This window comes from Profundicola chukchiensis (genome assembly GCF_029664245.1).
Classification (GTDB): domain Bacteria; phylum Bacteroidota; class Bacteroidia; order Flavobacteriales; family Weeksellaceae; genus Profundicola; species Profundicola chukchiensis.
Genome location: NZ_JANAIE010000003.1, coordinates 324,851 through 351,387, shown reverse-complemented (window position 1 = coordinate 351,387; position 26,537 = coordinate 324,851). Strand labels below are relative to the sequence as shown.

27 protein-coding genes are annotated in these 26,537 nt (G+C 31.0%); 1 reads left to right on the top strand and 26 read right to left on the bottom strand.

Features of this window, described 5'->3' with window-relative positions:
* Positions 1-50: 50 nt before the first annotated feature.
* The 25 genes from NLM59_RS06040 to NLM59_RS05920 form a co-directional block, all read right to left on the bottom strand.
* Positions 51-1,817: a BatD family protein gene (locus NLM59_RS06040; RefSeq protein WP_304416854.1), complete on the bottom strand. Its 1,767-nt coding sequence runs from the start codon at positions 1,815-1,817 to the stop codon at positions 51-53.
* A 3-nt stretch (positions 1,818-1,820) separates the two neighbouring features.
* Complete coding sequence (locus NLM59_RS06035; protein ID WP_304416853.1) at positions 1,821-2,357, bottom strand: hypothetical protein; 537 nt, start codon at positions 2,355-2,357, stop codon at positions 1,821-1,823.
* A complete protein-coding gene (locus NLM59_RS06030; protein ID WP_304416852.1) occupies positions 2,354-3,001 on the bottom strand; it encodes a tetratricopeptide repeat protein in 648 nt (215 codons plus the stop codon). The genes NLM59_RS06035 and NLM59_RS06030 overlap by 4 nt, the downstream gene beginning before the upstream one ends.
* Before the next feature lie 45 nt (positions 3,002-3,046).
* Positions 3,047-4,063, bottom strand: coding sequence for a VWA domain-containing protein (locus tag NLM59_RS06025; RefSeq protein WP_304416851.1), 1,017 nt, complete (start codon positions 4,061-4,063; stop codon positions 3,047-3,049).
* Positions 4,060-5,064 (bottom strand): vWA domain-containing protein, encoded by a 1,005-nt coding sequence (locus tag NLM59_RS06020; protein WP_304416850.1) that lies wholly within the window; start codon positions 5,062-5,064, stop codon positions 4,060-4,062. Before NLM59_RS06020 ends, NLM59_RS06025 begins: the two co-directional genes overlap by 4 nt.
* Positions 5,064-6,095 (bottom strand): hypothetical protein, encoded by a 1,032-nt coding sequence (locus NLM59_RS06015; protein ID WP_304416849.1) that lies wholly within the window; start codon positions 6,093-6,095, stop codon positions 5,064-5,066. Before NLM59_RS06015 ends, NLM59_RS06020 begins: the two co-directional genes overlap by 1 nt.
* Positions 6,092-6,958 (bottom strand): DUF58 domain-containing protein, encoded by an 867-nt coding sequence (locus tag NLM59_RS06010; RefSeq protein ID WP_304416848.1) that lies wholly within the window; start codon positions 6,956-6,958, stop codon positions 6,092-6,094. The genes NLM59_RS06015 and NLM59_RS06010 overlap by 4 nt, the downstream gene beginning before the upstream one ends.
* Positions 6,959-7,015: 57 nt before the next feature.
* Positions 7,016-7,366: a four helix bundle protein gene (locus NLM59_RS06005; protein ID WP_304416847.1), complete on the bottom strand. Its 351-nt coding sequence runs from the start codon at positions 7,364-7,366 to the stop codon at positions 7,016-7,018.
* A 239-nt stretch (positions 7,367-7,605) separates the two neighbouring features.
* The gene (locus tag NLM59_RS06000) at positions 7,606-8,604 is read right to left on the bottom strand and encodes an AAA family ATPase (RefSeq protein ID WP_304416846.1); all 999 of its coding nucleotides are present in this window, start codon (positions 8,602-8,604) and stop codon (positions 7,606-7,608) included.
* 215 nt (positions 8,605-8,819) lie between these two features.
* Complete coding sequence (locus tag NLM59_RS05995) at positions 8,820-9,596, bottom strand: GLPGLI family protein (protein ID WP_304416845.1); 777 nt, start codon at positions 9,594-9,596, stop codon at positions 8,820-8,822.
* Between the two features lie 421 nt (positions 9,597-10,017).
* Positions 10,018-10,695 (bottom strand): GLPGLI family protein, encoded by a 678-nt coding sequence (locus NLM59_RS05990; protein ID WP_304416844.1) that lies wholly within the window; start codon positions 10,693-10,695, stop codon positions 10,018-10,020.
* A gap of 442 nt (positions 10,696-11,137) precedes the next feature.
* Positions 11,138-13,771 carry a peptidase associated/transthyretin-like domain-containing protein gene (locus tag NLM59_RS05985; RefSeq protein ID WP_304416843.1) on the bottom strand — a complete coding sequence of 878 codons (2,634 nt, stop codon included), beginning with the start codon at positions 13,769-13,771 and terminating at the stop codon, positions 11,138-11,140.
* Between the two features lie 218 nt (positions 13,772-13,989).
* On the bottom strand, positions 13,990-14,781 hold the full coding sequence (locus tag NLM59_RS05980; RefSeq protein WP_304416842.1) for a GLPGLI family protein: 792 nt from the start codon (positions 14,779-14,781) through the stop codon (positions 13,990-13,992).
* Positions 14,771-15,331, bottom strand: a complete 561-nt coding sequence (locus NLM59_RS05975) for a hypothetical protein (RefSeq protein ID WP_304416841.1) — start codon at positions 15,329-15,331, stop codon at positions 14,771-14,773. Before NLM59_RS05975 ends, NLM59_RS05980 begins: the two co-directional genes overlap by 11 nt.
* 99 nt (positions 15,332-15,430) lie before the next feature.
* Positions 15,431-16,018, bottom strand: a complete 588-nt coding sequence (locus NLM59_RS05970) for an ATP-binding cassette domain-containing protein (RefSeq protein WP_304416840.1) — start codon at positions 16,016-16,018, stop codon at positions 15,431-15,433.
* Between the two features lie 53 nt (positions 16,019-16,071).
* On the bottom strand, positions 16,072-16,497 hold the full coding sequence (locus NLM59_RS05965; RefSeq protein WP_304416839.1) for a hypothetical protein: 426 nt from the start codon (positions 16,495-16,497) through the stop codon (positions 16,072-16,074).
* Positions 16,498-16,923: 426 nt separating this feature from the next.
* On the bottom strand, positions 16,924-17,790 hold the full coding sequence (locus NLM59_RS05960) for a GLPGLI family protein (RefSeq protein WP_304416838.1): 867 nt from the start codon (positions 17,788-17,790) through the stop codon (positions 16,924-16,926).
* Between the two features lie 48 nt (positions 17,791-17,838).
* On the bottom strand, positions 17,839-18,573 hold the full coding sequence (locus NLM59_RS05955) for a GLPGLI family protein (protein ID WP_304416837.1): 735 nt from the start codon (positions 18,571-18,573) through the stop codon (positions 17,839-17,841).
* A 64-nt stretch (positions 18,574-18,637) separates the two neighbouring features.
* Complete coding sequence (locus tag NLM59_RS05950) at positions 18,638-18,907, bottom strand: hypothetical protein (RefSeq protein WP_304416836.1); 270 nt, start codon at positions 18,905-18,907, stop codon at positions 18,638-18,640.
* Positions 18,908-19,348: 441 nt separating this feature from the next.
* On the bottom strand, positions 19,349-20,218 hold the full coding sequence (locus NLM59_RS05945) for a GLPGLI family protein (protein WP_304416835.1): 870 nt from the start codon (positions 20,216-20,218) through the stop codon (positions 19,349-19,351).
* A complete protein-coding gene (locus tag NLM59_RS05940) occupies positions 20,206-20,880 on the bottom strand; it encodes a GLPGLI family protein (protein ID WP_304416834.1) in 675 nt (224 codons plus the stop codon). The genes NLM59_RS05945 and NLM59_RS05940 overlap by 13 nt, the downstream gene beginning before the upstream one ends.
* Before the next feature lie 60 nt (positions 20,881-20,940).
* Positions 20,941-21,198, bottom strand: coding sequence for a hypothetical protein (locus NLM59_RS05935; RefSeq protein WP_304416833.1), 258 nt, complete (start codon positions 21,196-21,198; stop codon positions 20,941-20,943).
* Between the two features lie 332 nt (positions 21,199-21,530).
* The gene (locus NLM59_RS05930; RefSeq protein WP_304416832.1) at positions 21,531-22,316 is read right to left on the bottom strand and encodes a GLPGLI family protein; all 786 of its coding nucleotides are present in this window, start codon (positions 22,314-22,316) and stop codon (positions 21,531-21,533) included.
* Between the two features lie 37 nt (positions 22,317-22,353).
* On the bottom strand, positions 22,354-22,599 hold the full coding sequence (locus NLM59_RS05925; protein ID WP_304416831.1) for a hypothetical protein: 246 nt from the start codon (positions 22,597-22,599) through the stop codon (positions 22,354-22,356).
* Positions 22,600-22,993: 394 nt separating this feature from the next.
* Positions 22,994-24,424: a T9SS type A sorting domain-containing protein gene (locus NLM59_RS05920; protein WP_304416830.1), complete on the bottom strand. Its 1,431-nt coding sequence runs from the start codon at positions 24,422-24,424 to the stop codon at positions 22,994-22,996.
* Positions 24,425-24,619: 195 nt separating this feature from the next.
* On the opposite strand from NLM59_RS05920, the gene NLM59_RS05915 reads away from it, so the two are divergent.
* The gene (locus NLM59_RS05915; protein WP_304416829.1) at positions 24,620-24,868 is read left to right on the top strand and encodes a hypothetical protein; all 249 of its coding nucleotides are present in this window, start codon (positions 24,620-24,622) and stop codon (positions 24,866-24,868) included.
* Between the two features lie 156 nt (positions 24,869-25,024).
* Here the strand turns inward: NLM59_RS05915 and NLM59_RS05910 are convergent, their stop codons facing one another.
* Positions 25,025-26,218 carry a phosphoglycerate kinase gene (locus tag NLM59_RS05910; protein WP_304416828.1) on the bottom strand — a complete coding sequence of 398 codons (1,194 nt, stop codon included), beginning with the start codon at positions 26,216-26,218 and terminating at the stop codon, positions 25,025-25,027.
* Positions 26,219-26,537 lie beyond the last annotated feature (319 nt).

Here is a 26,537-nt window from a genome sequence, read left to right as displayed (position 1 = left end):
TAAGGCGCGCAAAATTAAGAATAATTAAATCTTAAACCACACAAACTTTATTATTTTAATGATTCCTTAACCAAATCCTCTATCACAACGTATTTTCCTTCTAAATCAAGACCATTTGTTGCCATTCCATAGGACATGGATTGAATATCATTATAAAATTTCTCCCAGCGAGAGGCATAGTCGTTCGAGACTTGATTTGAAAGTATATTCTTAGCCTCGATTACATCATACAATTTATGTTCACCAGCCTTTTTAACTACAATATCATTTAAAATTTCATTGGCTTTTCTCAAGAATGAATCCTTATCATGACTTTGTTGAGCCAATTTTAAATCTTTTAAATCCGATTTAAGCTTAGATTTTAAAGCAGAAGCATTAAATTCTGCCATGTCTAATTCATCTTCGTTATCCTCTTTAGGCTTTCTAAACACAAAGAACCAAACTAATCCCGCGATTAAGGGAAGTCCTAGACCTGCATACCACCAACTACTATTACTAGAAGATTCTTGCTTATCGACGCTTAAATCATTCTTAGGCTTTTTAAAAATATTGGTAATCTCCGAAGGAATCTCTGGTAATATGCTCTTCATCGACTTTGCTGAATCTTGTTTAATCGAATCTGCCTTGGCTATTTCTGTTTTGGTTTGAGTTTCTTGTTTAGTTTCACCTTTTACATTTAACTCTTGAGCATCTGAAGTAATAGTGATGTATTTTTCCGTTTTTGGATTAAAATAACAAAACTCGATTTCAGGAATTTTAAAACTTCCTCCATACTGAGGAACCATTACATAGCGATCTACAATCTTTCCTTTTTCTCCAGAGGAGGTGGTTTGAAAAGAATTTCTTGTTTTAGATGGATAAACCTCTAAATCTTTAGGTACATCAATTTTTGGTAGAATTATACTTGAAAAATTACCTTCACCAATTAATTCAATCTCATAATTAACTGATTCTTTGGTATTCACATCATTTTTATCTAAATGAGTAAGTAATCTAAAATCACCCACAGCTCCTTTAAAAATAGATGGTGCATTGGCTGGAAAATCTACCACATGAATCGATCTATGATTGGTCCTAACTTGTACCACTCGCTCATCGAACATATCAATTGGGATAGCTACTCGAAGTGCAAAAGCGGGAATAACTAATTCACCTGTACTTTTAGGTGTTAATTGATATTCGGCAATACTCTCCGAGATATAAACCTGATTATTAATCATTTCCTGCTCAAAATCACGATCCTTATTCTTGGAAACTTCCCTTACTTGAAAATCAGACATTCCTGGAACTTCCAAATCAGATCTACGTCTTAATGCATCAAAAGATTTAGCATATAACTTAATCTCTGCATTAATATTCTCATTTGGATAAACCTTGTTTTTATCTAGAATTACTTCCATAAAAACGAGTTGACTATCCTGTACTTTTGTTTTGGGAGCAGCTTCTGAAATATTAAAAGTAACCGAGTTAGATTGATATTTTTTACCATCTACCATGACGTAACCCCCACTAATCGTGATTTTACCTTTCTTTTGTGGTACTAAAATCACAGTTTCCATGTATTGCTTGGTCATTCTACCATTGGTATAGCTAAAGTTTTGACCAACATTACGTCCAATCATTTGAAAACCAGCAAAACTTGGGAAAGTGACTTGTTCGAAGTCTAAATCTTGACTTGTAGTAATAATAAAACTAAGCTGTATTCTCTCTCCTATCCTAGCAGAAGTCTTATCAGGAACAGCTTTAAAGGAAATCTGAGCCGAGACAAAGGTCCCCGCCAACAAAATCAATAAAAATATACTTTTATTTAATTGCATGTATTACCAATCCTTTTGTTTACGACCCAATTTAGACTTTGAGTTTCCCATCATCAAACGCCTTTGGGTATCTTGTTCTTGATTTTCTAGCGCTTTCAAAATATTATCATAACGCTCTTTCTGTAAGCGTTCACCTTGATCTTTTATATTCTCTGAGGGCTCTTCTCCATCTGCATTCATAGGGTCTTCTTGACTACTTCCTGTTCCATCTTCTCCCCTATTTCTACCATCATCTTGTGGAGAATCTTGTTGGCTATTATTTTCTTCTGGGTTTTGTTTAGCATTGTCATCTTGCTCCTTTCCCTCGTTGTTTTTGCCTCTTTCCTTGTCGCGTTCTTTTTGCTCCTCTATCTTTTTCTTAAGCTCTAAAAGCTTTTTGTTATTAGGATGCGCTTCTAATCCTTGATTCACCTTATCTAGAGCATCTTCGGTTTTATCTTGTAGATAATAATTTGCTGAAGGCACAAAAAAATCATCTACGTTCTGTCCATAAACAGCCATAGAAGAAAAAATCATCAACAAAATAATTAAGGTTCTCATTTTAGTTTAATCGTATCTAGCACAACAATTTCGGTTAATTTGTCAATATAGGATTGATAATGCATTACCGTTGAATCCTTTTGCATAGCTTCTAGCATCAGATTTCTAGCTGCTTCGAATTTACCCTGTTCAGCCTCGAAATCTGCCTTAGATTTCATTTGCTTTGCGTATTCAGAAGGTTTGGGTAAATCCGGTGGATTTTGTTGTTTATCCTGATTATTAAGCAATTTCTTTGCCAATACCAAGTTATACCTGGTTTCGTTGTCCTTAGGATTATTTCTTAAAGCATCCTTATAAGACTCAATGGCTTTTTTGTATTCATGCTGCTGTAATAAGCTATTTCCCAAGTTATGAAATGCATTAGCTTTTTCTAGCTTATCTGGACTTGCCTTAGTTGCCTTTTCAAAATGAGTTACAGCATTCTTATAATTCTTTAATTCAAAATAAGCATTTCCTAAATTAAAATTTGCCTTATAAGATGCAGGAGAAGTAGCTAAAACCTTGCTGTACTCTACTCTAGCCTTGTCAAATTCCTTTTGCAAGTAATACTTATTACCCTCAGCAATCCACTCTTTCTCTTCTAATGTTTGGGCATAACTTTCCTGGCTACCTCCAAAAAAGAGGGTAACACACAGCAATATCAAAGATTGACTAAAGCAGAGTTTCATATTCCCCACAAAAATAAGGCTTTAAGTGTTAAGAATTCTTTTATCTGGTGTTAAAGTATAGATAAAGAAAAATAAAATTGAAATTCCCAAAAACCACTGATATTGGTGCTTTTTATTAAATGTAAGTACTTCTTGTTGAGACTTCTTTTCTAAACTATTAATACCGTTTTGTAACTTTTTAATCGTGGATTCAAGACTTTCTACCTTGATGTAACTTCCACCAGAAAGTTCGGCGATATTCCTCAAATTCTCGCCATGAAATGAAGTTAAAACCGTAGATCCATTATCATCTTCTTTATATCCTGCGTCAAAACCGTCCGCCGTTCGCATAGGAATAGGAACTGGAACCGATTCACCAATCCCTAAAGCAAAAATTTCTGTTCTATTTTTCTTAGCATTTGCAATCTGATCTTTAATTCCCTCTTCGTGGTCTTCTCCATCTGAAATAAGAATTATAGCCTTGCTTGTATCTTGTCCTGTCCCAAGAACCTCTAAACTGGTTCTAATTGAAGCTGAAATATTCGTTCCTTGATTCCATAAGAGATTAGTATCTAAACCTGCCACAAAGGAATTAATGGCCATATAATCGGTTGTTAAAGGTGATACTGCATAAGCCTCTCCTGCAAAAATGACTAATCCTACTCTATCTCCTCCTAATGTCTCAACATAATCAATAATGAATTTTTTGGCTTTTTCTAATCTACTAGGTGCAATATCTTCTGCATTCATAGAATTCGATAAATCCAAGGCAAAAACTATATCAATTCCTTCTCGTTTAAGGGTTTGTTCTTCTTCTCCCCAAAGTGGTCCCATTAAAGCAATCACCAAAAATACCAATGAAAGTAGTAAGAAAATATTCTTAAGATTTAACCAAGAAACACTTTTTTGACTGAATACAGCCTCTTGTAAACTTGTATCAGCATACATCTCTCTCACCTGAACACGCCACTTATGTAAACGATATAGCAAGAACATGACGATAAATACCGCCAGCATAAAAATAATATAATTTGGTTTATCCCAATGACTACTTATCATGCTATCTGTCTAAATATCAAGGTTCTTAAAACGGTATCTAATAATATAAAGAATAAGGCATAGAAAAGAAATGTTCTATAATATTCAGTGTAATTATAGTATTTAATTTCGTTGACTTCACTCTTTTCTAACTCATTGATTTCAGCATAAATCTCATCTAATTTTTGGTTATCCGTAGCACGGAAATATAGACCATTAGCCGTATTAGCAATATATTGTAACAAAGGCTCGTCTAATTGAAAAGCTCGTTGTGGATAATGTTCATAACCTCTTGGTAAAGGAATAAATCCATTGGTTCCGATTCCTATGGTATACACCTTAATGTTTCTATCGGCAGCTATTTGTGCCGCATCTTCTGGACTAATATAGACTTTGTTGTTGCTATAATCTACCGGGCTTTCTCCCCCGTCTGACATGAGAATAATTACCTTACTCTTGGCTTTGCTATGCTCTAAATGATTTACAGCTGTTGCTAAACCAATACCAATGGCTGTTCCGGGTTCTAATTCATCTAAATTTAGATTTCTAATTTCGTCGATCATAATCGCTCTATCAGAAGTCAATGGCACTTTAGAAACTGCTTCTCCTGAATAAACCACCATTCCAATTCTATCTGCTGGCCTTTTGCTAACAAATTCCTCTGCAACATCCTGTAAAGCATCCAATCTAGTCGGTTTTAAGTCTCTTGCCAACATACTTAGCGAAATATCGACTACCATCATAATATCGATTCCTTCATCTGAACGAACTTTGGTACTTACATCTACTTTTCTAGGTCTAGCCATAGCAATAATCAAGAATACCAATGCGGTAATTCGTAACATATAGAGCAAAGTAGGAATATAGCTATACCAAGTTTCTGTTTTACCAAATGCTTTGATAGAAGGCATTTTCATGGGTTCAGATACCTGATTCCTGAATGCCAATCGCCCTAAAATTAAAAGCGGTATGAGCAACAGAAGTAATAAAAACCACGGATTCGAAAACTCAAAATTTCCCATTATCGATTATCTAATTTTCTGAGTTTTTCTTGTTCTACTTCATCCTGCATATGCTGCGGAATATCTTCTTCTAAAATCGGTCTAGTTTTCTGAATAATTTCCTCAATCCAATTTCTATAATATTTATGTTTTTCTTCAGCTGGAATCGTTCTTCCAAATTTAGCTAAGTCTGAATCCTTTAAAAAAGCTGATAATTGTTCTGCTTCGATTTCGGTAAGTAATTCCTTATTTTTCATGTAAGGAGGCAAATCACCACTTAATAAAGCCATTGCTGGGAAATCAAATCTCCTGCTAAAATATCTTCTTACAATAAAACTTAAATCTGTATAAAACTGATTATAATTCTGCTGATTTAAATAGTTTTCTTTATCTAGTTTCTTAAGATTCTCCAAGGCTTCTTCATAAGGTGGAAGAAGTGGTTTACTCACATATTTATTCTTCTTGGCTGCTTTTAAATACAAATAAATCAACACTATAATTATGATTGCCAATAAGATTCCCACAACCCAATAGGCTAAATATTTTTTATTCTTTTCCCACCAAGTTATTTCTTGAGGAATGATAGGTTTAATGGGATACATTTTATCTAAATCTGCATCCACTTCTAGATCTTTTACTTCTAATCGTTTAGAACTCGTAAGAAGTGTATCTCCATCTATTACAACCGGTAATGAATTCACTAAGAAATCACCTATATCAAAACTGGTTAAAGTGATGGTCTGTATATAATTAGCATTATTACCAACTTTCATGGAGTCTATCTTCACGTTAGATACTTCTAAAAAAGAATTAAGTGAATCCCCAATCTGTGGTAATATAACTTTTTGGCGAGCATCGTAGGTAACTGTAATTTTAAGCGATGCGGTATCACCAATTAAAATTATATCTGGATTTAATTCTGTTTGTACCTGTGAATGAACAGAGTAGGGTAGGAGTGAGCAAATAAAAATAAACAATACTTGTGCTATACTCAAGCCTTTTAAGTGTAAAATATTATAAAAATCCTTTGAAAAAATTTCACTTCCCATCATGCAGCATGGTTACTTTTAAAGTACGCTAAAAGAGCTTTTATATAGTCCTGATCGGTTCTAATTTCTATAGTTCCTGCACCTGATTTAGAGAAAATATTTAGAAATTGATCCCTTACTCTTCGGTAGAATTGTTCATAATTTCTGCGAACGCTTGCCGAAGATGTGTTAATCATTCTCATTTCACCAGTTTCATTATCAATGATATTCGCTAAGCCTATATTAGGAAGAAATTCTTCTTTTTCGTCATACACTCTAATTCCGGTTAATTCATGTTTACGTGCAGCAATTCTGAGAGACTTCTCGTAATTAATATCCGTAAAATCAGATAAAATAAAACAAATGCTTTTCCTTTTTTGGGTACTTAATAAAAAATCTAGCGCAGCATTTAAATCGGTTTTAGCATTTTTAGGTTCGTATTCTACTAATTCTCTAATAATTCTTAAAGCTTGAAATTTACCTTTACTTGGCGGAAGATATAATTCCACTTGGTCTGAATAGAGTAGGAGCCCTACTTTGTCGTTATTAGCCATAGCAGAAAATGCCAAGGTAGCACAGATTTCGGCTACGGTTTGTTTCTTTAATTGTTTGCGTGTACCAAAGTTTTGAGAAGCACTTACATCTACCAAAAGCATCAAAGTCAGTTCTCTTTCTTCTTCAAATACTTTTACATAAGGTTCAGAGAAATGAGCCGTTTTGTTCCAATCAATATTCCTAACATCATCGCCATATTGATAAGGCCTAACCTCAGAAAAAACCATACCTCTTCCCTTGAATGAACTCTGGTATTCACCCATAAAGAGATTATTCGTCAAGCGTTTGGTCTTGATTTCAATCTGTCTCACTTTTTTAAGCAAATCCTTCATATGGTGTAGGGTATATGGTTTAGGGTGTAGTGTTGTTAGTTTATGGTTTTTAGTATTTTAAAAAGTATTTTTTCTTAATTTACTTATCATTTTAGCAATTATTAATGACTCTGACTTTATGAAGTTTAACTGCTCATCATCAATATAATTTAATTCATTAGATATAATTGAGTGATTTACTAATTCCATTAGGCTACTATATGCCATAGTATAAAAATGTTGTTTATCCTTAACTGTCATTCTTGAAGAACCTTCTGCTATATTAGATGGCACTGATAGGGAAGCCCTTCTCATCTGGTCTATTAAGACATATTTTTCATTATTAGGGAAATCCTTCGTGAAATTAAAAATAACCTTACAAAGTTCTTTACTCAATTTCCAAACCTCTAATTTCTCAAAATTAAACATACGTTATTAGTTTAAAATGTGGGGTTGAGGGTGTAGGGATTGATATAAATTTGCACTTCATACATGTTATTAAATTCTCTGATATTATATTTAATTTAATCTTCATTTTATTAGTATTTAAACATTTATACGAATAAATACAGAATTTTTAAACAATTTTCAACTTTAAACTAGTCCTAATCTTTACACTCTAAACCAACCAAACTCTACACCCTCAACTATAAACTCTACACTCTCCTCTAAGGTACAGGTATTTTATTCACAATCCTATCCAGTATTTGGTCTGAGGTTACATTATCGGCTTCTGCTTCATAGGTAATACCGATTCTGTGGCGCATTACGTCGTGTACAATGGCTCTAATATCTTCTGGTATCACAAAGGCTCTCTTTCTTAAGAAAGCATGCACACGAGCTGCTTTTGCTAAATTAATGCTACCTCGTGGTGAAGTTCCAAACCTCAAATAGGATTGTAGATCGGGTAATTGAAAATCCTGAGGATATCTTGTTGCAGCAGAAATATCGAGAATATATTGTTCAATTTTTTCGTCCATATAGACTTTTTTCACAACTTCTCTCGCTTTTAAAATTTCGTGAATATGCATTACGGGTTCAATCTTAGGAAAAGTTTGATTGATATTATGACGCATAATTTGTCTCTCAGATTCATAATCTGGGTAAGTAATCACAGTTTTCAACATAAACCTATCCACCTGAGCTTCGGGCAAAGGATAAGTTCCTTCTTGTTCTACGGGGTTTTGCGTAGCCATGACCAAAAATGGTTCTTCTAAGAAAAATGTTTCGTCACCAATCGTAACTTGCTTTTCTTGCATGGCTTCTAACAGAGCTGACTGCACCTTAGCTGGCGAACGGTTGATCTCATCTGCTAACACAAAATTGGCGAAAATAGGACCCTTTTTAATCGTAAAATCATTTTCCTTTACGTTATAAATCATGGTTCCTACCACATCAGCGGGTAACAAATCAGGCGTAAACTGAATACGCGAAAAATGACCATGTACTGCTTCTGCCAAAGTTTTAATGGCTAAAGTTTTAGCAAGTCCTGGTACACCTTCCAACAGAATATGACCATTACTTAACAAACCAATCAAAAGGCTTTCTACCATCTTATCCTGACCGAAGATGACTTTTTTCATCTCATCGGACAAGCGATGCATGATTTGACTTTCGTTGTTAATGGTTTCATTGAGTTCCTGCAAGTTGATTGCGGATAATGACATAGGCTTAAATTAAGAATTCAAATTTCGTGAATAATTCTTCTAATTTAACAAATTATGTTCCATTAATGCTGTTAAAGGGTGTTAAGTCATGTATATTAATCATAATACCAAGCCTTTGCCAACTTTATAGAAAAAATAAAAGCCCACATTTCTAAAAAAGTAGACTTTTATTGATATTAAAATATTTTGTGAATTAAATAAGATCAATCATAACTTTAATCAATCTTCTCAACGCCAGATGAATTATATTCTTGTTGTTTTTGCATATTAGCTTCTAATAAATTTTGATAATCCATCTCAGTCATAAACGTAGTTTTTCTTTTTATTTTTAAAGATGGAATACTTTGTTTTACTTCCTCTACAAGTTTTGCTTGCCAAATATTAGCTATAACGGCTGACTCTGGGTCATCCTCTTCTAGTCGCATTTCTAAATAAAGAATTAAACCAGGTAAACCATAATATTTTTCTGGTCCTGCAGATATGGGAATTTCTGGTGTATAGTAGGCTGTAATAATCATTCCGCTACCATCATTAATTTCAGCTTTCATCGTTTTAAAACTAAAAAACTGAGGAACATTAGACGCATTTCTGTCGATATTCCATGCTGGTTTTGCTAATTCGTTCTGTATTATTAAGTTTTTAGTATCCGTAAGTTGAGACCAAGTCTTTTCTGTATAGTTAAGATAAAGATCAGGTGCATGATTGTCATATGAAACAACGCTACCGTCAGATGAATTAAGAACTTTCTGATCTTCTAAATGATGTTCTTGGCTGAAATATCCTTTTTGTTTATCCGTTAAAAGATGATAAACTTTCTTTCTATTCCATAATTCGCGATAAAAATCTCTTGTTTCCTTATCCTCAAATTCATAAGCTAAGCCATCTTCAGATAATTCAAAAAAGTTCTCATAAGTTATTTGATACGTTTTATCCTGTGAGTAAACAAAACTCATCAAAAACAACAATCCGATCCAGCAGAATTTACTATGCATTTTAAGATTTAATTTTAAATATCACAATCACTTAATTTAAGTTTATCAATTACATTCAACTTTTTATATATTTTAATTGCAATTTGCTGATTTTTTAGCCAATAATACTTCAAAATCCTGATTAGAATTTCTATTTTGTAGATTATCTTCACAAAATTGGATAACCTTCTTTTCTATATAATTGAATCTTACTGCCTTGAAATCATGAATTATTCTGAAGATTAAACCTTCTTCTTATCATTTAAAGTTAATAATAGTATTATCGATCCTATGAAAGGAAGATAATAAGTATATAAAAAAAATGAATTTTTTAAGGGTTTATTCATTTCCTTCTTAGTCAAAATTCTATAAGTGAATACTGCATTAAGTATTACAACTCCAAAAATTGTTAATATCAATATGTAATCTGTCATAATGTTTTTTATTTAAATTCGCTAAAATTATTCCTTAATAACTTTTCACTCTCATCTCTGGTGACAATTTTATATTTTTCATTTAGAAAAGGATTAGCAATGGAAGTTTTTTTTAGTTTTACTTTTTTCGCATTGATAGAAGTTTTTAATTGATTTTCTAAATATACTTCAACTCGTAAAATCAACCCAGGAAGCCCATTATATTCTTCTGGTCCATTAGAAATGGGTATATCATTGGTATACCATGCAAAAACTGTTAACTCCGATTCCATGAAGTTTTTTGTAAATTTTGCTTTTAATAACTTATAATTTTCAAAATTTAATTCTTCATCTTCAATCAATTCCCAATCATATTTATTTAATGTATCTCTTACAATTGTATTGGGAATTAGAGTTTCAATATAAACAATATTTTCAGAGATATTTTTGTAAATTCTTGCTGAATTATCTAAAACTTTATAATTATTTGATAATATTGGTTCAAAATATTGATAAGACTGATCTTGATCAAGGTTTATAACAAAAGATGAAATTATATCTGAGCCAAACACTTTATTGAGTATTGGATGCTGTTTAACTTTTTTGGAAACTGTAGCAAACTCAATTTTTTCGTAAGTGACCTCATAATTCTGGGCATAAGTATTATAAAAACAAATACTTATTAATAAAAATATAAACTTCTTCAAGGTAAAATTATTTTCTCATTCAGATTATAAATTTCAATAGGATCTTCTGGAAAGATATAATCTTCAGAATCATTAATTGCAAAAGCAAAAGTCCCCGTGAGCAATACCAAAGCTCCAAATAAAAGATTTTTGATAAAAATAAAATTTTAAATTGTTATTAATACAACAAAAATCTAAAATCTAAAACCAAATTTATTTTGTTAAAAACAAGTAAAGCTATTAAAAACTACTCTCATTTTCACTTGAATCATCAACTAAAACAATATAAAATTATGAATTTATAATATGCTTAATCGTATTAATAAAGCCTTTTTAAACTACTTTTAAACCACTTCATAAATTAGATTCCGCATCAAGTGCGGAATGACGCTTCGAGATGAACTTTTTTGGTTAAACTACATTAAGCAACTATTAAACCACCATTAAACCCCATTAACCTACTTTATAGCGAAAATCTCACCTTCAACAAAACCTGCGAGGGTCTTAATCTAAAATTGGTTTCTACATACGAGTAAGTGTCTATACTCAAAATACTATAATCTTTGCTGTTGAAGATGTTGTTCCACTCAAGTTCAAAATCCAACTTCGCTTTTTTCCAAGTGTAGCGATATAGTAAGTCAGCAAAAAAATAATCCTTATTTGACTTTAAAACATCGTTTCTAGACCATTCTGTGGTCAGTCCAACGAATTGATTTTCTTTTGGATACGCATTTAATTTAAATTGATGTTCTTGTCGAGTAATCCACGCATTGGATTGATTTTGTAAGCTATTCTTAAAAAATGTCCAATTCGAGTTGATTTCTACATTTAATGCTTCCGAAATATCCTTTTCTATTTTGGCGTTGAATCCCATGTTTTGAGATTTAACATCAGTTAGAATTTGATTGATAACTTGTTCAGAGAAATTATAACCTAAACTTCCTTTTAAGCTTAGGTTGGCACCTAATCTACCAAAATATTTACTAATGCGAGAAGAAACTTGATGGCTTAATTGTTTATTATCTTCTTGTATAGCAGTTATTTCTGTTGCACCATTATCTTGAATTTGGGTAGCATACAATAGATTGTTATTTAAATTGGAATGACTGTATTGTATATTCCAAAATAAGGATTTAATCGGGTTTTTATAGTCCATACCCACTCTATAACTCATGATTTGACTTTCTGGAAGAGGTGCTGAAATTTTTTGAATATTTCTATAATTATTCATCAAATAAGCATAATGCAATTGGTGAATATCGCCTAAACTTTCGCTGTAATTGCTTCCGATATTAAATTTCCAGAAAGCGCTTGGTTCATAATAAACATTAAAGCTTGGCTGAAAGCTTAGTTGATTAATGTTTTGACCTAGTTCATTGCGATCATCTGATATGTTATAGTTCGAGTAAATAACAGGTGTCATTAAACTCAAACGCCATTTTTTCTTTTTATATTCTGTAAGGAGTTGCGCAAAAGCTTTGGTCTGTGTCCAATCTAAATCGTTATTAAATACAGATTCTGTAAGTTCGGTTTCATCCACAAATATAGAAGAATTCAAGCTTTGTTTCATCAACTGAAAACCAATGCTGGGTGAAAAAGTAAAATGTTTTATGCCTTTATTAAATCCAAGTGAGTTGGTGGTGACAAATTGTTGATGTGCTACATTTTGGGTAGTTAGATCATACGTCATATTTTGGTTGAGTAAATTAATAAACTGTCCTGGATCAATGCGCAAATTCTGAGGCGTTTTGTCAATACCTACATACGAATTAAGGTTCATCAGCTGTTTTCCTATAGGAATAATGCTGGTTAAGGTGTTAGCTAGTTTAAAGTAATGATTTTCTACTTGCTGACCGATATTTTCGTTATTATTTAAGATGCCGCCACGCTCTCCATCCCAAAATCCTTGCAATTCTAAGGTATTTTTTAAATAATTCTTTTTGGTATTTTTATGTAGAATAAGATTGGCATCTAACGAATTAAAATACAATTGGTTGAATTGAGTTTCGTTGAGTTGAATGGTATCGTTGGCAGTATAAAATCGTGTGGTTGTTGCCCCTTTTAATTTTTGATAATCATTGAGATAAGAAATATTAAATTTTACTTCATAATCCTTCTTCAATTTATATAGGAAATTGGTAGAAGTTGCATGGATATTATTATCTAACCAACGTTTGTCTGGAAAATTGGGTGTTGACAAACTTTGAATACCAACCCAATCTTTTTTTTCTAAATTGATTCGCACTGGATTTAACAAAGAAGATAAGCTAAAATTAGTAAACTGTTCTGCTACATTATTTCCTGTATTATTGGTTTGGTAGGTGGTGAGCATCTGCTTATTTCTTGCAAATAGCATAGGTGTAATATTTGCATCCCAAAGTAGAGGAGAAGCGCCCAAACCTAGTTCTGCTTGTCCTGTAAAAGTAAAACTATTTTTAAGTTGAATATTCAAAGCCGCTCGATCTGAATAAACCAAACTGTCTAATATTTTGATCGGCTGATGGTTTTCATATACCTGAACACTTGCCACTTCCTTATGTGCTAGATTCTTGTTAGCAAGATTATACCTACCTTCTAACATGTCTAGATTGTCGATATAGTATTTGTTGATAGGTTTGCCTTGATAGAGAATTTGTCCATTGCTCTGAATTTCTATTCCCGGCATACGCGCAATAACGTCGGCAATACTTCTATCGTGTTCCTTGGCAAAAGTGTTTACAGAGTAGTTTAAGGTATCTCCACGTTGTCGAATAGGACTCGCCTTTACGACCACATCTTTAAGTTCGATAGCTTGTTCGGTTAAATAGAAGTTTAAGGTTTGATTTTTATTTTCAATAACCTCAGAAACCATGGCATAATCCATGGATCTAATGCTGATTTTTAAGGTCGAAATTTCTGAATTAACTTCTATACTAAAACCTCCATTCTTATCAGAAATGGCATAGGCTAAAATATCATCCGAGTCTTCTGGAGATAGGCTAACACTTACGCCAGAAATAGGTTGTTGTTCAGAATTTAAAAGCTTTCCTTGAATAAGGCTTTGAGCTGGTACTGCTGAAAAAAGAACAATGAATAAAAAGCAAAGATGGTTTTTCATTTAAAAAATTAAATATGTAATAACTCTATGGGATTATTCGATGGATTTTGATTCTGTCTTCTTCTAATTTTTGATTTTTTTTTTCATCATCCAATATATTCTCATTTACTCTAGTCTCTCAATCATTGATGCATTATAGTTTGTCTTCATTTGTTGAAATGTATCGCTATTTTTAGATTTCGATACTAGGAATAAGAAAAGGAAAGAAAAACTGCTATTTATTCATCGAGACTTAACTCAATAGGGTTATTTTTTTTTATTTTCTCTTTTTTATATCGTTCTACAAATTGTTGGCTAAGTTCAGTTGGGAGTTCTACATTATAGTTTCCTGTCATTAGATAAGCTATAACTTTTGGGTTGGTTTCAATTTCAGAGAGAAATTTTTTATACTCCAAAAAATCCATATCGACTTTTCTTACACCAATTTTTTCGTGGAAGGTAAATTCAAAGATTTCTTTAATTTGTTTAATTGCAATAAGATCGAATATATAATCTTTATTTTGGTCATGCACTTTTAGAATTAAACCTGGTAGGCCTTTAAATTTATAAGGACCCTCTGAATAGGGAATTTCGCTGGTATAATAAGCAATCCATTTCCTACCTCCGAATCGAGTTTCTGCTTTTTGAACTTTAAACTGTTCGATGCTATCGATGGAATTAGGAATAATTTCCCATTTTAATATTCTTGGTTCTTTAATATGAAATATATTTAAAGCTATTGCTTCGTCAAAAAACAATTCATCATTGTTTTTTTCGATCATATAATCAAGTTTTGGTTCTACTACATTATTGTTATATAAATAATTATCGGCGTTTACTAAAGAGTCCATGCTCGCCAAAGCTGTAGGATAAAATAAGGATTTGTTTTGTTCTATATCAAGGTTAAATACTTCTTGTTCTACGTAGTTAGTTGTAGAATCCATTATATAATTTAATTCATATTGTACTCGAATTTGGGCATTCACAAATACACCAAATAGTAGAATACATATTGTGATTTTAGTTTTCATGTTTATAGTTTTTCTTCAAGATAATAAAAAATGGAATTAATATATAGATAACTGTAGTTATTACAGCATAAATAGAAGCTTCGCTAAAAAGATTTTTGTAATTAGTTTTAAAAAATAAATTCGTAATCGTTGCATTTTCTATCATAAGACGAATATTATCTTCAAATAAAACCAAGCTTAAAATAATTAAAACCATCCAAATTGATGTATTAAAAGAGGTAATAGCAAAAGAAATTAAGGAACACATGAGATTCAATAACAAAAAAAATAAAATATATTTGATTTGAAATAGACCAGACAACCAAGATGGTTTTTCAAAAATAAAACTAAGTGCTATCAATACAAGAATTGAACTAATAACAAAATAAATTATGGAAACCCCTATTTTCTTCAGGAGTATAGACTTGTATCGGTCTATATTTAATGAAATAAATTTTATGTGTTGTTGAATAAATATTTTCCTATAAATCAATAGATAGAAAAGAAATGAAAAAAATATTACAATACCAGAATCAAATAAATTAGTAGTTTCTGGAACTTCCATCATCATAAAGTAGCTATAATAGACACTTAGCATCAAAATTTGCACTATAATTATAGTGAATAGGTTGTATTTGCTTTTTAGAAATAAAGTGAACTCTGTTGTCATCTAAAAATTATTTACTGGGATAAGGGTTTTATTTTTTATTTCATATATTTTATTACAACATGATGTAATCATTTGAAAATCATGTGAAATTAATAAAAAACCAAAACTTGCTTCCTGTAGAATTAGTTTAAAAACAGTTTTTGATTTTTCATCTAAATTACTAAAAGGCTCATCCCAAAAGTAAAAAGATTTTTCTAGAGACAGTAAAAATATTAAGTGAGCTTTAACTAAATTTCCTTTTGATAGTTTATTGATTTTAAGATTCTTATGTTTATTAAATGCAAATTTCTGAACATATTCTTCTATCAAATCCTTTTGTAAATACCTTGAATATAATTTACAGTTATCATGGAAAGAATATTCTTTATTTAATGTATAATTAATATCAAAATATCCTATATCAGGATTTGCAACTACGCTCACGCCACTTGCTGTTATTTGCTGGCTTATTAATTTTAACAATGTGGTTTTGCCCACGCCATTATTCCCTACAATACCAATTTTACTACTATTATCGAAGGATAACTCTAAATTTTCAAATAAAGCACTTTCATATCCAAACTTCTTAATAACTACTAATGAATCCATAAAAAAAATTAAGCGTATCTAAAGACACGCTTTTAGGTTTTAAAATTTTTACATTATTGTGGATTCGTATCTTCCGTCATTTCTTCCAATAATGCTTGTGTGCAATCAACTACGCATTCACCAACACAAATTAAACTACCAACACTTGTGCTTTTATCTGAACATCCATTTGCTCTTGTACATGTAGTTAGACAGTTAGATGTAAGTAAGATATTTGTTACTTGGGATAGCTCATCTTTAGAAAGCTCATCCGATATACTTAATGATGAAACCATGTCATTGATATCAAAGCCAACGATAAAAGTTACATCCTTATCAAAAACTTCCAGTTTTGATTCATGATAAAAAATTGTTTCGGATCCTGTTGAATATATTTCAACTAAAGGTTCTTTGTTAATTAAATTGATAGTTTCCATACTGTTTGCAAATGCAAAAGTTCCCATGAGCAATACTAATACTCCAAATAATAAATTTTTCATAAAAATAAAATTTTAAATTGTTATTATGTCAACAAAAATCTAAAATCTAAAACCAAATTTATTTTGATTAAAACAATAAAAGTTATTAACAATCACATCTATTTTCGTTTGAATCATCAACTAAAATAATGCAAAATTATGAATTTATAAGCCTTATGATCGTATTAATAAAGACTTTTTAAACATCCTTTAAAACAACTCTAATACGCTAGCTTCCGCATCAAGTGCGTAATGACGTTTCGAGATGAACATTTTTGGTTAAACAAATTTTAACTATAACTAAACTACTTTTAAGCTACTTCATAAATTAGATTCCGCATCGAGTGCGGAATGACGCTTCGTGCCCAATATTTTATTTAAACAATTTTAAACTACCATTAAACCACATTTAAACTACCTTTAAACAACCGATAAGCCGCTTCATAATCACTTATCCAACCAAATCATATCTTTTTCGATAGGATTATTATGATTTTTCATCCATTCCTTTACTTCTTTATCATACGTGTCTTCAAAAGATTTTCCACTAACATCTTTACCGTCAAATTTAACGCTTACCGAAATGTTATTGCTTTCTAATTTATTTTTTAGCGCAATAGATGGTTTTTCTGCTAATCTCTCTTTATATTGATCTAATTTATCCTTTTTGAACCCAATAGCATCAGGTTGAATAATATCTTTATTTAACGTATAAATTGAGGTTGCTTCAAAAGAATAATCACCATCTGTGGATTGAATTTCAAGTATTAATCCTGGTAATCCATAAAATTTATAAGGTCCATCAGAAAATGGAATTTCATGAGAGAAATAGGCAAGCCATGTTCTTCCTCCAAAATTAAGTTGTGCTTCTTGACATTGGTAACCCATCACCTCTTTAGTTGATTTTAAAACCTCCCAATGAATGGGTTCTTTAAAATCATAAGTATAGGTTTCACCCAACACAGGCTCGTAAAAGGTATATTTTTGTTTTTCAAAATCTTTTGAAACACTAAAGGCAAAATTATAAGTCGGCATCAAAGAATTGTCATAATGAATACTATTGCCTAATTGTGCACTCTGTCGAAGATTGTTATAAAATTCTTTAATTTTCTGTTTACCTAAATTCTCAAATATAGATTTTTGCTGAGCAACATTGAATAACAAACTCATTTCTTCCACCACTAAACTATCTTCATCAATATTCGGTTGATACTTTAGATCATAAACTACCTCGTAAGTCTGCGCAGATAAAACTGAAGATAGAATCAATGTATTTAGAACAAAAATATATTTTGTAAGAATGAATTTTATCATTTAAATTTATTAATAGACCAATTTATTGGTTTAAGGTTGCTATAATAACTATTTTTTCTCAAAATCAAATTCAATTTCCAATTGATTTCTTTCTTGTTCAGTTAACCTATTATTAGGATTCTTAGCTAATTTTCTTTTCAATGCTTCTGGTATTGCATAAGCTTTTTCAGGATAAAGTTCATAAGGCAAAAACAATGCTTCTTTTGGGAAAGGATTTTTAAATTTTTCTTTAGTTTGTGCTATATCTACTAATTCCCATCTGGCTTTACCATCCGTGGAGTAAGCCTCATGCACAATACCGTTAATTCCAGAAAACTTCCAAGGGCTTATATTGATATCTCCTTTTTCAAACCACAAAATGTATTCTCTACCTCTAAATGTAGTAAAGGCTTTATGAAGGATAATATTATTTAATAGTTTTGTATCATCCATATACTTATATACTATTTCTGGTATGTTTTCCTCAAAAAAGTATTTTTTCCTTTGCAATAAATCATGTGTATAAAATTTTTTATTTTGTTTTAAAAGTTGATACACAAAATCCTGATTTTCAAAAACAATCTGATCATTAAAATTCGCATTCAAATTATCCGTCGTATTCAAGATTGTGGTATAATATGACTCATCATCATTTATTACAATGAGTTGTGCATCATAAATTTTGGGTTCATTAAAAATGGGTAATTTGTCATAGAATTTATAATTTGCAACTATGGCTTCTTGTGTAAGACCTACGGTCAACAAAAAACAACCAAAGAAAATAGAATATAATAATTTATACATAATAATAGTAATAATAAAGAATTTATCTAAATTAATATTTTAGATAAATTCTTTTAAAGTTCAATTAATCTACGGGTGCTATAACAAAATCATCAAGCATATCCTTTGCTCGTTTTTTACAAGCATATTCTGAAATTTCCCAAGTATATGAATAATCGACAACTTCACCGTTCGAGTTGTAAATAAATATTTCGCACCAACCGCCTACAACTATGTCCTCCATAAATTGAAATTCGTAATTTTGCGTGTTCATATCGTCGCCATGTGTTTCAATAGTTGAAGCAAAAGCAAATGTTCCCAAGAGCATTACAGCTCCAAATAAAAGATTTTTCATAAAAATAAAATTTTAAATTGTTATTATGTCAACAAAAATCTAAAATCTAAAATCTAAAATCTAAAACCAAATTTATTTTCTTTAAAACAAGAAAAGTTATTAACAATTCTGCTTATTTTTGTTTGAATAATCAACTAAAGTAATCCAAAATCATGAATTTATAATATGATTAAAAGTATTAATAAAGTCTGTTTAAATTACCATTAAACCATCTTTAAACTATTTTTAAGCCACCTTCAATGCGCTAGATTCCGCATCCAGTGCGGAATGACGCTTCGGGCCCAGTATTTTCGTTTAAACCACTTTTGAACTACTTTTAAACTACTTTAAACTTCCATTAAACCACTTCATAAATTAGATTCCGCATCGAGTGCGGAATGACGCTTCGTGCCCAATATTTTATTTAAACTACCTTTAAACAACCGATAAGCTGCTTCATAATCACTTATCCAACCAAATCATATCTTTTTCGATAGGATTATTATGATTTTTCATCCATTCCTTTACTTCTTTATCATAGGTGTTAGCAACTTGACTGTTACTTATTGGTTTTCCGTTATAACTAACACTACCAGTCAAACCAGAGCTTTGCATCTTATTTACAAAGGCAATCGAAGGTTTTTCAGCTAATTTTTCTTTGTACTTATCTAAACTAGCTTTTCGCATTTTTAAGGATTTAGGCGCTATAAACTCTGTTTTTAAGGTCTGAATTCCTTTTGCCGAAAATGAATAATCTCCGTCTTCTGAATAAATTTCCAAAATTAAACCTGGCAATCCATGAAATTTATAAGGTCCATCAGAAAATGGAATTTCTTGCGTAAAGTAAGCTGTCCATTGTCTTCCACCGAAATGCAGAGTCGCCTTTTGACAGGCATAATCTAGGATTTGTTTTTTATCGCCCGTAATATTCCAATTTAAGTTGAGATCAAACCCATAATTATATGTATCGCCCAAAACCTCTTCATAAAAGCTATGTTCATTTGTTTTTAAATTCTTTAAAACACTGTAGGCGAAAACATATTCAGGAACTGCACTATAATCAACATGACTGATATCAGGATTAATTTTAGCTTCTTCTCTAATTTGTTTAAAAAAATCTTTTCTCTTTTGTTCGCCAAGATTCGAGAAAAACGAAATTTGTTGTTCAGGAAAAATCACTAAACTTGTTTCTTCAGTAATCAAACTATCTTTCTCTGTACTCGCCTGAATATAAAGCTCATAAATCACCTCATATTGTTGTGCTTTCAAATTGGTGAAAAACAGTAAGAAAATAAAAATACAACTTAATCTCCTCATAATTAATCTTTGCATTCAAAATTAATTTCTAGTTGATTTTTATCTTTTGCTGTTAGACGAGAATATTCCTTACAAGATAAAAATTCTAGATTTTCAGCAAATGGAGATTTTATTTTTTTCATTTCCGTATCTATTCTTTCTAAACTCCAGCGAAAAATATTATCCGTTGAATAAGCTTCTAGCACAACTCCAGGTATTCCCTGAAATTTCCATGGACTTATGTGCACATCGTTTTTCTCGTACCATATCACATAATCTCTTCCACGGAAATGTGTAGTTGCTTTATGAGCAGTTTTATTCCAAAATTCTTTGGTTTCGTCTATGAATTCATAGGTAATTTCAGGAGCTTCTTCTTCAAAGTAATAGTCTTTGCCCTGAAGCAAATCATGTATATGGACCTTGTCTTGGGTCATGAATATTTTATACTCGAAGTCAGAATCATCAACCAACCTTTTTGAATTTGATAAGTTTTCTTTTTCCATCTGGCTTGGCGCAACCTTATGCGTATAGAGTACATATTCCTTATTTTTTAGAATAGAAGCATTGTATTGTCTTGGTTCATTTGCATTTGGTATTACTTCTGTGAATTTATAATAAGCATGAAATGTTAGTTGAGCATGTAGTTCATTACTTACCAAAAACAAGACAAAACTTAAAAGAATAATTTTTAATTTCATAAGTATTAATTTTAGATTTAAACATAAGGCTTTTAAGCCTTATGTTTAAAAAAACATTTTTTAACCTCCATATGCATATTCAAAATACTTCAATTTGTACCTTAATTCACAAGCTGCTTCACTTTCTGCTGGTGCATACGAATAATAAATAAGTTCATTTCCACGATAAATCCTAATTTCACACCAGCCATTATATTCTTGAACAGTTTCAAATTTAAGATTAGTCTGAATGGTATTAATTTCTTTTACCTCATTAGTATTAGCAAAAGCAAAAGTCCCCAAGAGCATACATAAAGCTCCAAATAAAAGATTTTTCATAAAAATAAAATTTTAAATTGTTATTATGAAAACAAAAATCTAAAATCTAAAATCTAAAATCTAAAACCAAATTTATTTTCTTTAAAACAAGAAAAGTTATTAACAATTCTGCTTATTTTCACTTGAATTATCAACTAAAGCAATGTAAAATTATGAATTTATAATATGATTAAAAGTATTAATAAAGTCTGTTTAAACTACCATTAAACCATCTTTAAACTATTTTTAAGCCACTTGATAAATTAGATTCCGCATCAAGTGCGGAATGACACTTCGAATTGAACTTTTTTGGTTAAACAACTTTAAACTATTATTAAACCATTAAATACAAATTACCTTAACTCTATAAAATTATTTCTTCTAGCTTTTCTAGCTTCCATTCTTTCCTTATGAATTTTCTTTTGATTTTCTGGGATTCTAATACCCTCTGTTTCTGGAATTAATGACATAGGATTTAACTCATATTTGTCAAAAAATTCTTTGAAATCATCTTTAGAAATTAATTTGAATTCTGAAAAATAATTTTCATCTAATTTTATTTTTGATGTTTCAACCATTTTGAAATGATGGTTTTTATTCTCATCATAAATTTCAACTATCAAACCAGGCAAGCCATAAAACTTATAAGGGCCATAGGACAAAGGAATTTCTAATGTATACCACGCAATATAATCTCTACCTCTGAAACTGGTAGTAGCTTTATGAAGTTTTAAATGATCATAAAATTTAGTAGAATCTTGAAGTTTCCAATCCAAATTAATATGATCGGAATATTTATACTTATAGATAGAATAATCCTCATATACCATTATTGATTCCCGAGAAGAGTCATTTTTAATACTCCAATGAACTCCAGGATTTGGAGCACTCTTTAAGTTAAGTGTGTTATTTTCTATTTCGGTTTCTAAAGCTTTTGCATAATTATTTCTTTTTAATCTATTTATGCTATAAAATAAAGAATATGAGTTATTTATTTCTAAATTTAACACATCTTGACTAATACGATTCAAATCTGTAGAATCCAATTTATATGTATATTCATAGGTAAATGTTTGTGAAAACATTATTGATGAAACTATTAATAATAAGTATGTTATTGCTGTCTTTTTACATTGCATATTATAAGATTAGTAAAGAATGATAGTAGATTATTATTTAGTTATTATTACTGGCATCGTCACCACAATATATTTCTTCCATAAACATTAGTAATTCTCCAGATGGATGTTCGCCACACATTTCTACATATTCATAACAACAAGTATAGTCTATTCTAACAAGTGGACATCCCTTTAAAATAAAATCTTCTTCTAAGTCAATTAATTTAGATTCAATAAATTCATAATTGCCAAAAGCAAATGTTCCCATGAGCATTGCTGCTCCAAATAAAAGATTTTTCATAAAAATAAAATTTTAAATTGTTATTAATACAACAAAAATCTAAAACCAAATTTATTTTGATAAGAACAAGTAAAGTTATTAACAACTACTCTCATTTTCACTTGAATCATCAACTAAAGCAATTCAAAATTATAAATTTACAATATGTTTAAAAGTATTAATAAAGCCTTTTTAAACTACCATTAAACTACTTTTGAACTATTTTAAAGCCACTTTTAAACCACCTTCAATGCGACAGATTCCGCATCAAGTGCGTAATGACGTTTCGAGTTGAACTTTTTTGGTTAAACAACTTTAAACGTTTATTAAATCACTTTTGAACTACATCGAAAAAAGACCCATCTCAATGAAGAAATGGGTCTTTGTAATTAATTCTAATTAAATCTAATGAAGATTACTTCTTTATGAACTTTTCGAATTGTGTTGTTTCATTGGTTCTAATTTTCAAGAAATAAACACCTTTTGGAAAATCTGAAACAGAAATTTTGTTAACTGATTTCAATGTTTTCAACATTTGTCCATTGGCATTGTAAAGCTCAATAGATTGAATATCCTGATTTAACTTCACATGTAATTCATTCACTACTGGATTTGGATATAATTGAACCAAAGCTTTGTTAACTACCACATTATCCACAGATAAAGTTTCGTTAAAAATAGGGTAGAAGTCATTTGTTTCATCACCCATGAACCAAATCGCACCTTCTTCTGCATTTTGATTTAATTCAGCCACAAATGCTTCGGTTTTCATAGATTCACTAGTTCTAGCTTCTAAACCAACCTCTAAAACTGGACCTTCCCATCCACCAATACCATCTAGATGTTCAGAAGTTTCATAATCAAAATAACTGTTGATAACTTGAATGTTTCCAGCAGCTCCAATAAAACCTCCTGCGAACTCATTAGCCGTAGCTGTGCCGGTAGCATATGAGTTTTCAATTAAAAGAGCACCTTGAGCACCTCCATATAACCCACCAACTCTTCCTAAATTACCTGTAACATTTACTCTACTATAGCAATAAGAAACTGAATTGATATCTGGTGTAAAGGCAAATGTTGTAAACCCTACTAATCCACCGATTAAATAGTTACCGCTTGCTACACCTGTACTATAACTATTTTTTAAGTGAGATCTATCCCACACAGATCCAAGTAAACCTCCGATTTGGCTTTCACCAGAAACATTTACGTTGGTAGCTGAACAGTTTTCCATAGTACTTCCTGTTAAAATTGCACCACTCAATCCTCCAATATTAAAATCTGTACCAACTACAGTTACATTGTTGGCATGTAAGTTATAAGCTGTACTAGAGAATACATTAGCTACAATAGAACCTACTGCATCTAAACCATAAACTTCAGCCGTTTCTAAATTGATATTTCTAATTGATCCACTCACTACATGACCAAACATACCTACGAACGAATCATCTGGTAGATTAATACTCAAATTAGAAATGGTATAATTATTTCCATCAAATGTTCCAGAGAATGGCGTGTCAACACCCGTTCCGATAGGCGTCCATAAATGACCCGCTAAATCTAAGTTAGCCGTTAAGTTTAAGGTTTTGTCTGCAAAACTTTCTCCACCAATTACCAGTTGTGCTAAACCAGCAAATTCTTCGGCAGTACTAATCTCAAAATTAAGATCAGTATCATTATACCAACTTACATCTGCCAAATCAGACCATTGCGTAGTAGGCATGTCTAGATTTTCTGGAGTTGAATGATAAGAAGTTTGTTGTGGAAAAAAGTTAGGAACTTTTTGATTTTCTTGCGCTAAAGATAGCACAGGAAATAAAAGCATAAGTAAAAGCTTTTTCATTTTTAAATTATTTGTTTTTTGTGAGTCTGCAAGTTAATTCTTTAAGTATATTTTAGCAAAAGAATCATTAATAACCATAAACTTGATTCTATATAAATAAGGCAACGGAAAGATTATTTTTTAATCTTTCAAATCAGAAATCATGTTGATTATGTATCTTATAATTTTCATAGTTTTGTTTTAAATAAAATCTATATGAAAAAGTCAATCTTTATATATTCATTTATATTATTTGGGTTAATTTCTTGTTCAAAAGAATGGTCTGTAGCAGATCAGGAAATGTATATGAATGATTGTATGCAATTTTCTGAAGATCAAAAGGAAATCTGTGAATGCGGCCTAAAAAAGGCTATGGAAAATTATAGTTCTATGGAAGAAGCCGAAGAAGCTATTAGAAACATGAGCGAACAAGAAGTTGAAAATTTCTTTGCTGAGTGTATGTAATGTAGTAGTTGGTAGATTGTATTTAGTAATTAGAATCTTAGGTTTTAAAGTAAGTTTACTCTTTTTACTTTTTTATAACTTCTAACATTTAGTATCAAAAACAAAAAAGTGTCATAGAAATATGACACTTTTTTTATATTTTATTTTCAAAACTGATTATGCTTCCATAGCCGCAACTCCTGGTAGTTTAACGCCTTCTAAACTTTCTAACATAGCACCACCTCCCGTAGAAACATAACTCATTTTATGTTCAAAACCGAACTGTTTAACGGCTGCTACAGAATCACCTCCTCCCACTAAAGAGAAAGCTCCAGCTCTTGTAGCCTCGTCTATGGCAACGCCTAATTCTTTGGTTCCTTTGGCAAAATTCTCAAACTCAAACACACCTACAGGTCCGTTCCATAAAATAGTTTTAGACGAAAGAATTACTTCTTTAAATTTCTCGATACTTTCAGGTCCAATATCAAGTCCTTGCCAACCGTCAGGAATCTTATCAACATCAACTATCTGAGTTTTAGCACCATTGTTGAAATCATCTGCTGCTAATACATCTACTGGTAAATGAACCTCAACATTATGTTTTTTAGCTTGTTCTAAAATCTCTAAAGCCAAATCTAGTTTATCATCTTCTACAATAGATCCACCGATTTGTCCACCTTGAGCTTTAATAAAAGTAAACATCATACCTCCACCAATAATCAATTTATCAATAGCCGGTAAGATATTATCAATAATCGTAATTTTAGAAGAAACCTTAGATCCACCTAAAATGGCTAAAACAGGTTTTTCTCCAGTATTTAACACAGTATCAATCGCTTTTAACTCTTTATCCATTAAATATCCAAAAGCTTTGTGGTCTTTATCAAAGAATTGAGCAATTACAGCAGTAGAAGCATGGTTTCTGTGTGCTGTTCCAAAAGCATCATTGATATAAAAATCACCTAAAGAAGCTAATTGCTCAGCAAAATCTACATCTCCTTTTTCCTCTTCTTCTCTAAATCTTAGATTTTGAAGCATAAGCACATTCCCCATAGCTAAATTTTTAGCCTTAGTTTGCGCGTCTTCTCCAACCACATCGGTAGAACATTGTACTACAATACCCAAAGCATCCGAAAGAGGTCCAGCAATACGCTCTAAAGATAAGCTATCCACTTTTTCTCCTTTAGGTCTACCTAAGTGCGTCATTAGAATAACAGCTCCACCATCTTTTAATACCTTTAAAATAGTTGGCTTAGCTGCAAGTATTCTCGTTTTATCGGTTATGTTCATCTCCTTGTCTAGAGGAACATTAAAATCTACACGAATCAATACTTTTTTATTCTTGAAATTAAAACTGTCTAAATGTTTCATAGTTTTCGCTTGAGATTACAAATATACACAAAGCATCAAATTAAGTCGAAGAGAAGTTTCAACTATTAGCTCTTCATATTTATATATTATATTTTAAGTTTAAAAAAAGATTTAAAAAAACTAATGATAATGATAATGCTTTGTGAATATGTTGAAAACTAAATGGCTTTTAATTTTGTTGCAACTTTATCCACAGTTTATCAAAAAATAGTTCTTTATAAATCATACATTTACAAAGTTATTAAGAAATTAACAAAACGGTGAATTTTGTTGAAAGCTGAATAAGTAAATTCTGAATTTCTCTGTAAAAGTCGTTGAT

Coding starts and splice junctions, on each gene's coding strand:
- NLM59_RS05935 (WP_304416833.1), bottom strand. CDS start 21,198: ATGAAAAATCTTTTATTTGGAGCTTTATGTATGCTCTTGGGGACTTTT.
- NLM59_RS05995 (WP_304416845.1), bottom strand. CDS start 9,596: ATGCATAGTAAATTCTGCTGGATCGGATTGTTGTTTTTGATGAGTTTT.
- NLM59_RS05980 (WP_304416842.1), bottom strand. CDS start 14,781: ATGAAAACTAAAATCACAATATGTATTCTACTATTTGGTGTATTTGTG.
- NLM59_RS06005 (WP_304416847.1), bottom strand. CDS start 7,366: ATGTTTAATTTTGAGAAATTAGAGGTTTGGAAATTGAGTAAAGAACTT.
- NLM59_RS06010 (WP_304416848.1), bottom strand. CDS start 6,958: ATGAAGGATTTGCTTAAAAAAGTGAGACAGATTGAAATCAAGACCAAA.
- NLM59_RS06020 (WP_304416850.1), bottom strand. CDS start 5,064: ATGGGAAATTTTGAGTTTTCGAATCCGTGGTTTTTATTACTTCTGTTG.
- NLM59_RS05965 (WP_304416839.1), bottom strand. CDS start 16,497: ATGAAAAATTTATTATTTGGAGTATTAGTATTGCTCATGGGAACTTTT.
- NLM59_RS05940 (WP_304416834.1), bottom strand. CDS start 20,880: ATGAAATTAAAAATTATTCTTTTAAGTTTTGTCTTGTTTTTGGTAAGT.
- NLM59_RS05945 (WP_304416835.1), bottom strand. CDS start 20,218: ATGCAAAGATTAATTATGAGGAGATTAAGTTGTATTTTTATTTTCTTA.
- NLM59_RS05985 (WP_304416843.1), bottom strand. CDS start 13,771: ATGAAAAACCATCTTTGCTTTTTATTCATTGTTCTTTTTTCAGCAGTA.
- NLM59_RS05960 (WP_304416838.1), bottom strand. CDS start 17,790: ATGATAAAATTCATTCTTACAAAATATATTTTTGTTCTAAATACATTG.
- NLM59_RS06015 (WP_304416849.1), bottom strand. CDS start 6,095: ATGATGGGAAGTGAAATTTTTTCAAAGGATTTTTATAATATTTTACAC.
- NLM59_RS06040 (WP_304416854.1), bottom strand. CDS start 1,817: ATGCAATTAAATAAAAGTATATTTTTATTGATTTTGTTGGCGGGGACC.
- NLM59_RS05970 (WP_304416840.1), bottom strand. CDS start 16,018: ATGGATTCATTAGTAGTTATTAAGAAGTTTGGATATGAAAGTGCTTTA.
- NLM59_RS05930 (WP_304416832.1), bottom strand. CDS start 22,316: ATGCAATGTAAAAAGACAGCAATAACATACTTATTATTAATAGTTTCA.
- NLM59_RS05910 (WP_304416828.1), bottom strand. CDS start 26,218: ATGAAACATTTAGACAGTTTTAATTTCAAGAATAAAAAAGTATTGATT.
- NLM59_RS06025 (WP_304416851.1), bottom strand. CDS start 4,063: ATGATAAGTAGTCATTGGGATAAACCAAATTATATTATTTTTATGCTG.
- NLM59_RS05955 (WP_304416837.1), bottom strand. CDS start 18,573: ATGTATAAATTATTATATTCTATTTTCTTTGGTTGTTTTTTGTTGACC.
- NLM59_RS05915 (WP_304416829.1), top strand. CDS start 24,620: ATGAAAAAGTCAATCTTTATATATTCATTTATATTATTTGGGTTAATT.
- NLM59_RS05925 (WP_304416831.1), bottom strand. CDS start 22,599: ATGAAAAATCTTTTATTTGGAGCAGCAATGCTCATGGGAACATTTGCT.
- NLM59_RS05975 (WP_304416841.1), bottom strand. CDS start 15,331: ATGATGATGGAAGTTCCAGAAACTACTAATTTATTTGATTCTGGTATT.
- NLM59_RS05950 (WP_304416836.1), bottom strand. CDS start 18,907: ATGAAAAATCTTTTATTTGGAGCTGTAATGCTCTTGGGAACATTTGCT.
- NLM59_RS06000 (WP_304416846.1), bottom strand. CDS start 8,604: ATGTCATTATCCGCAATCAACTTGCAGGAACTCAATGAAACCATTAAC.
- NLM59_RS06035 (WP_304416853.1), bottom strand. CDS start 2,357: ATGAGAACCTTAATTATTTTGTTGATGATTTTTTCTTCTATGGCTGTT.
- NLM59_RS05920 (WP_304416830.1), bottom strand. CDS start 24,424: ATGAAAAAGCTTTTACTTATGCTTTTATTTCCTGTGCTATCTTTAGCG.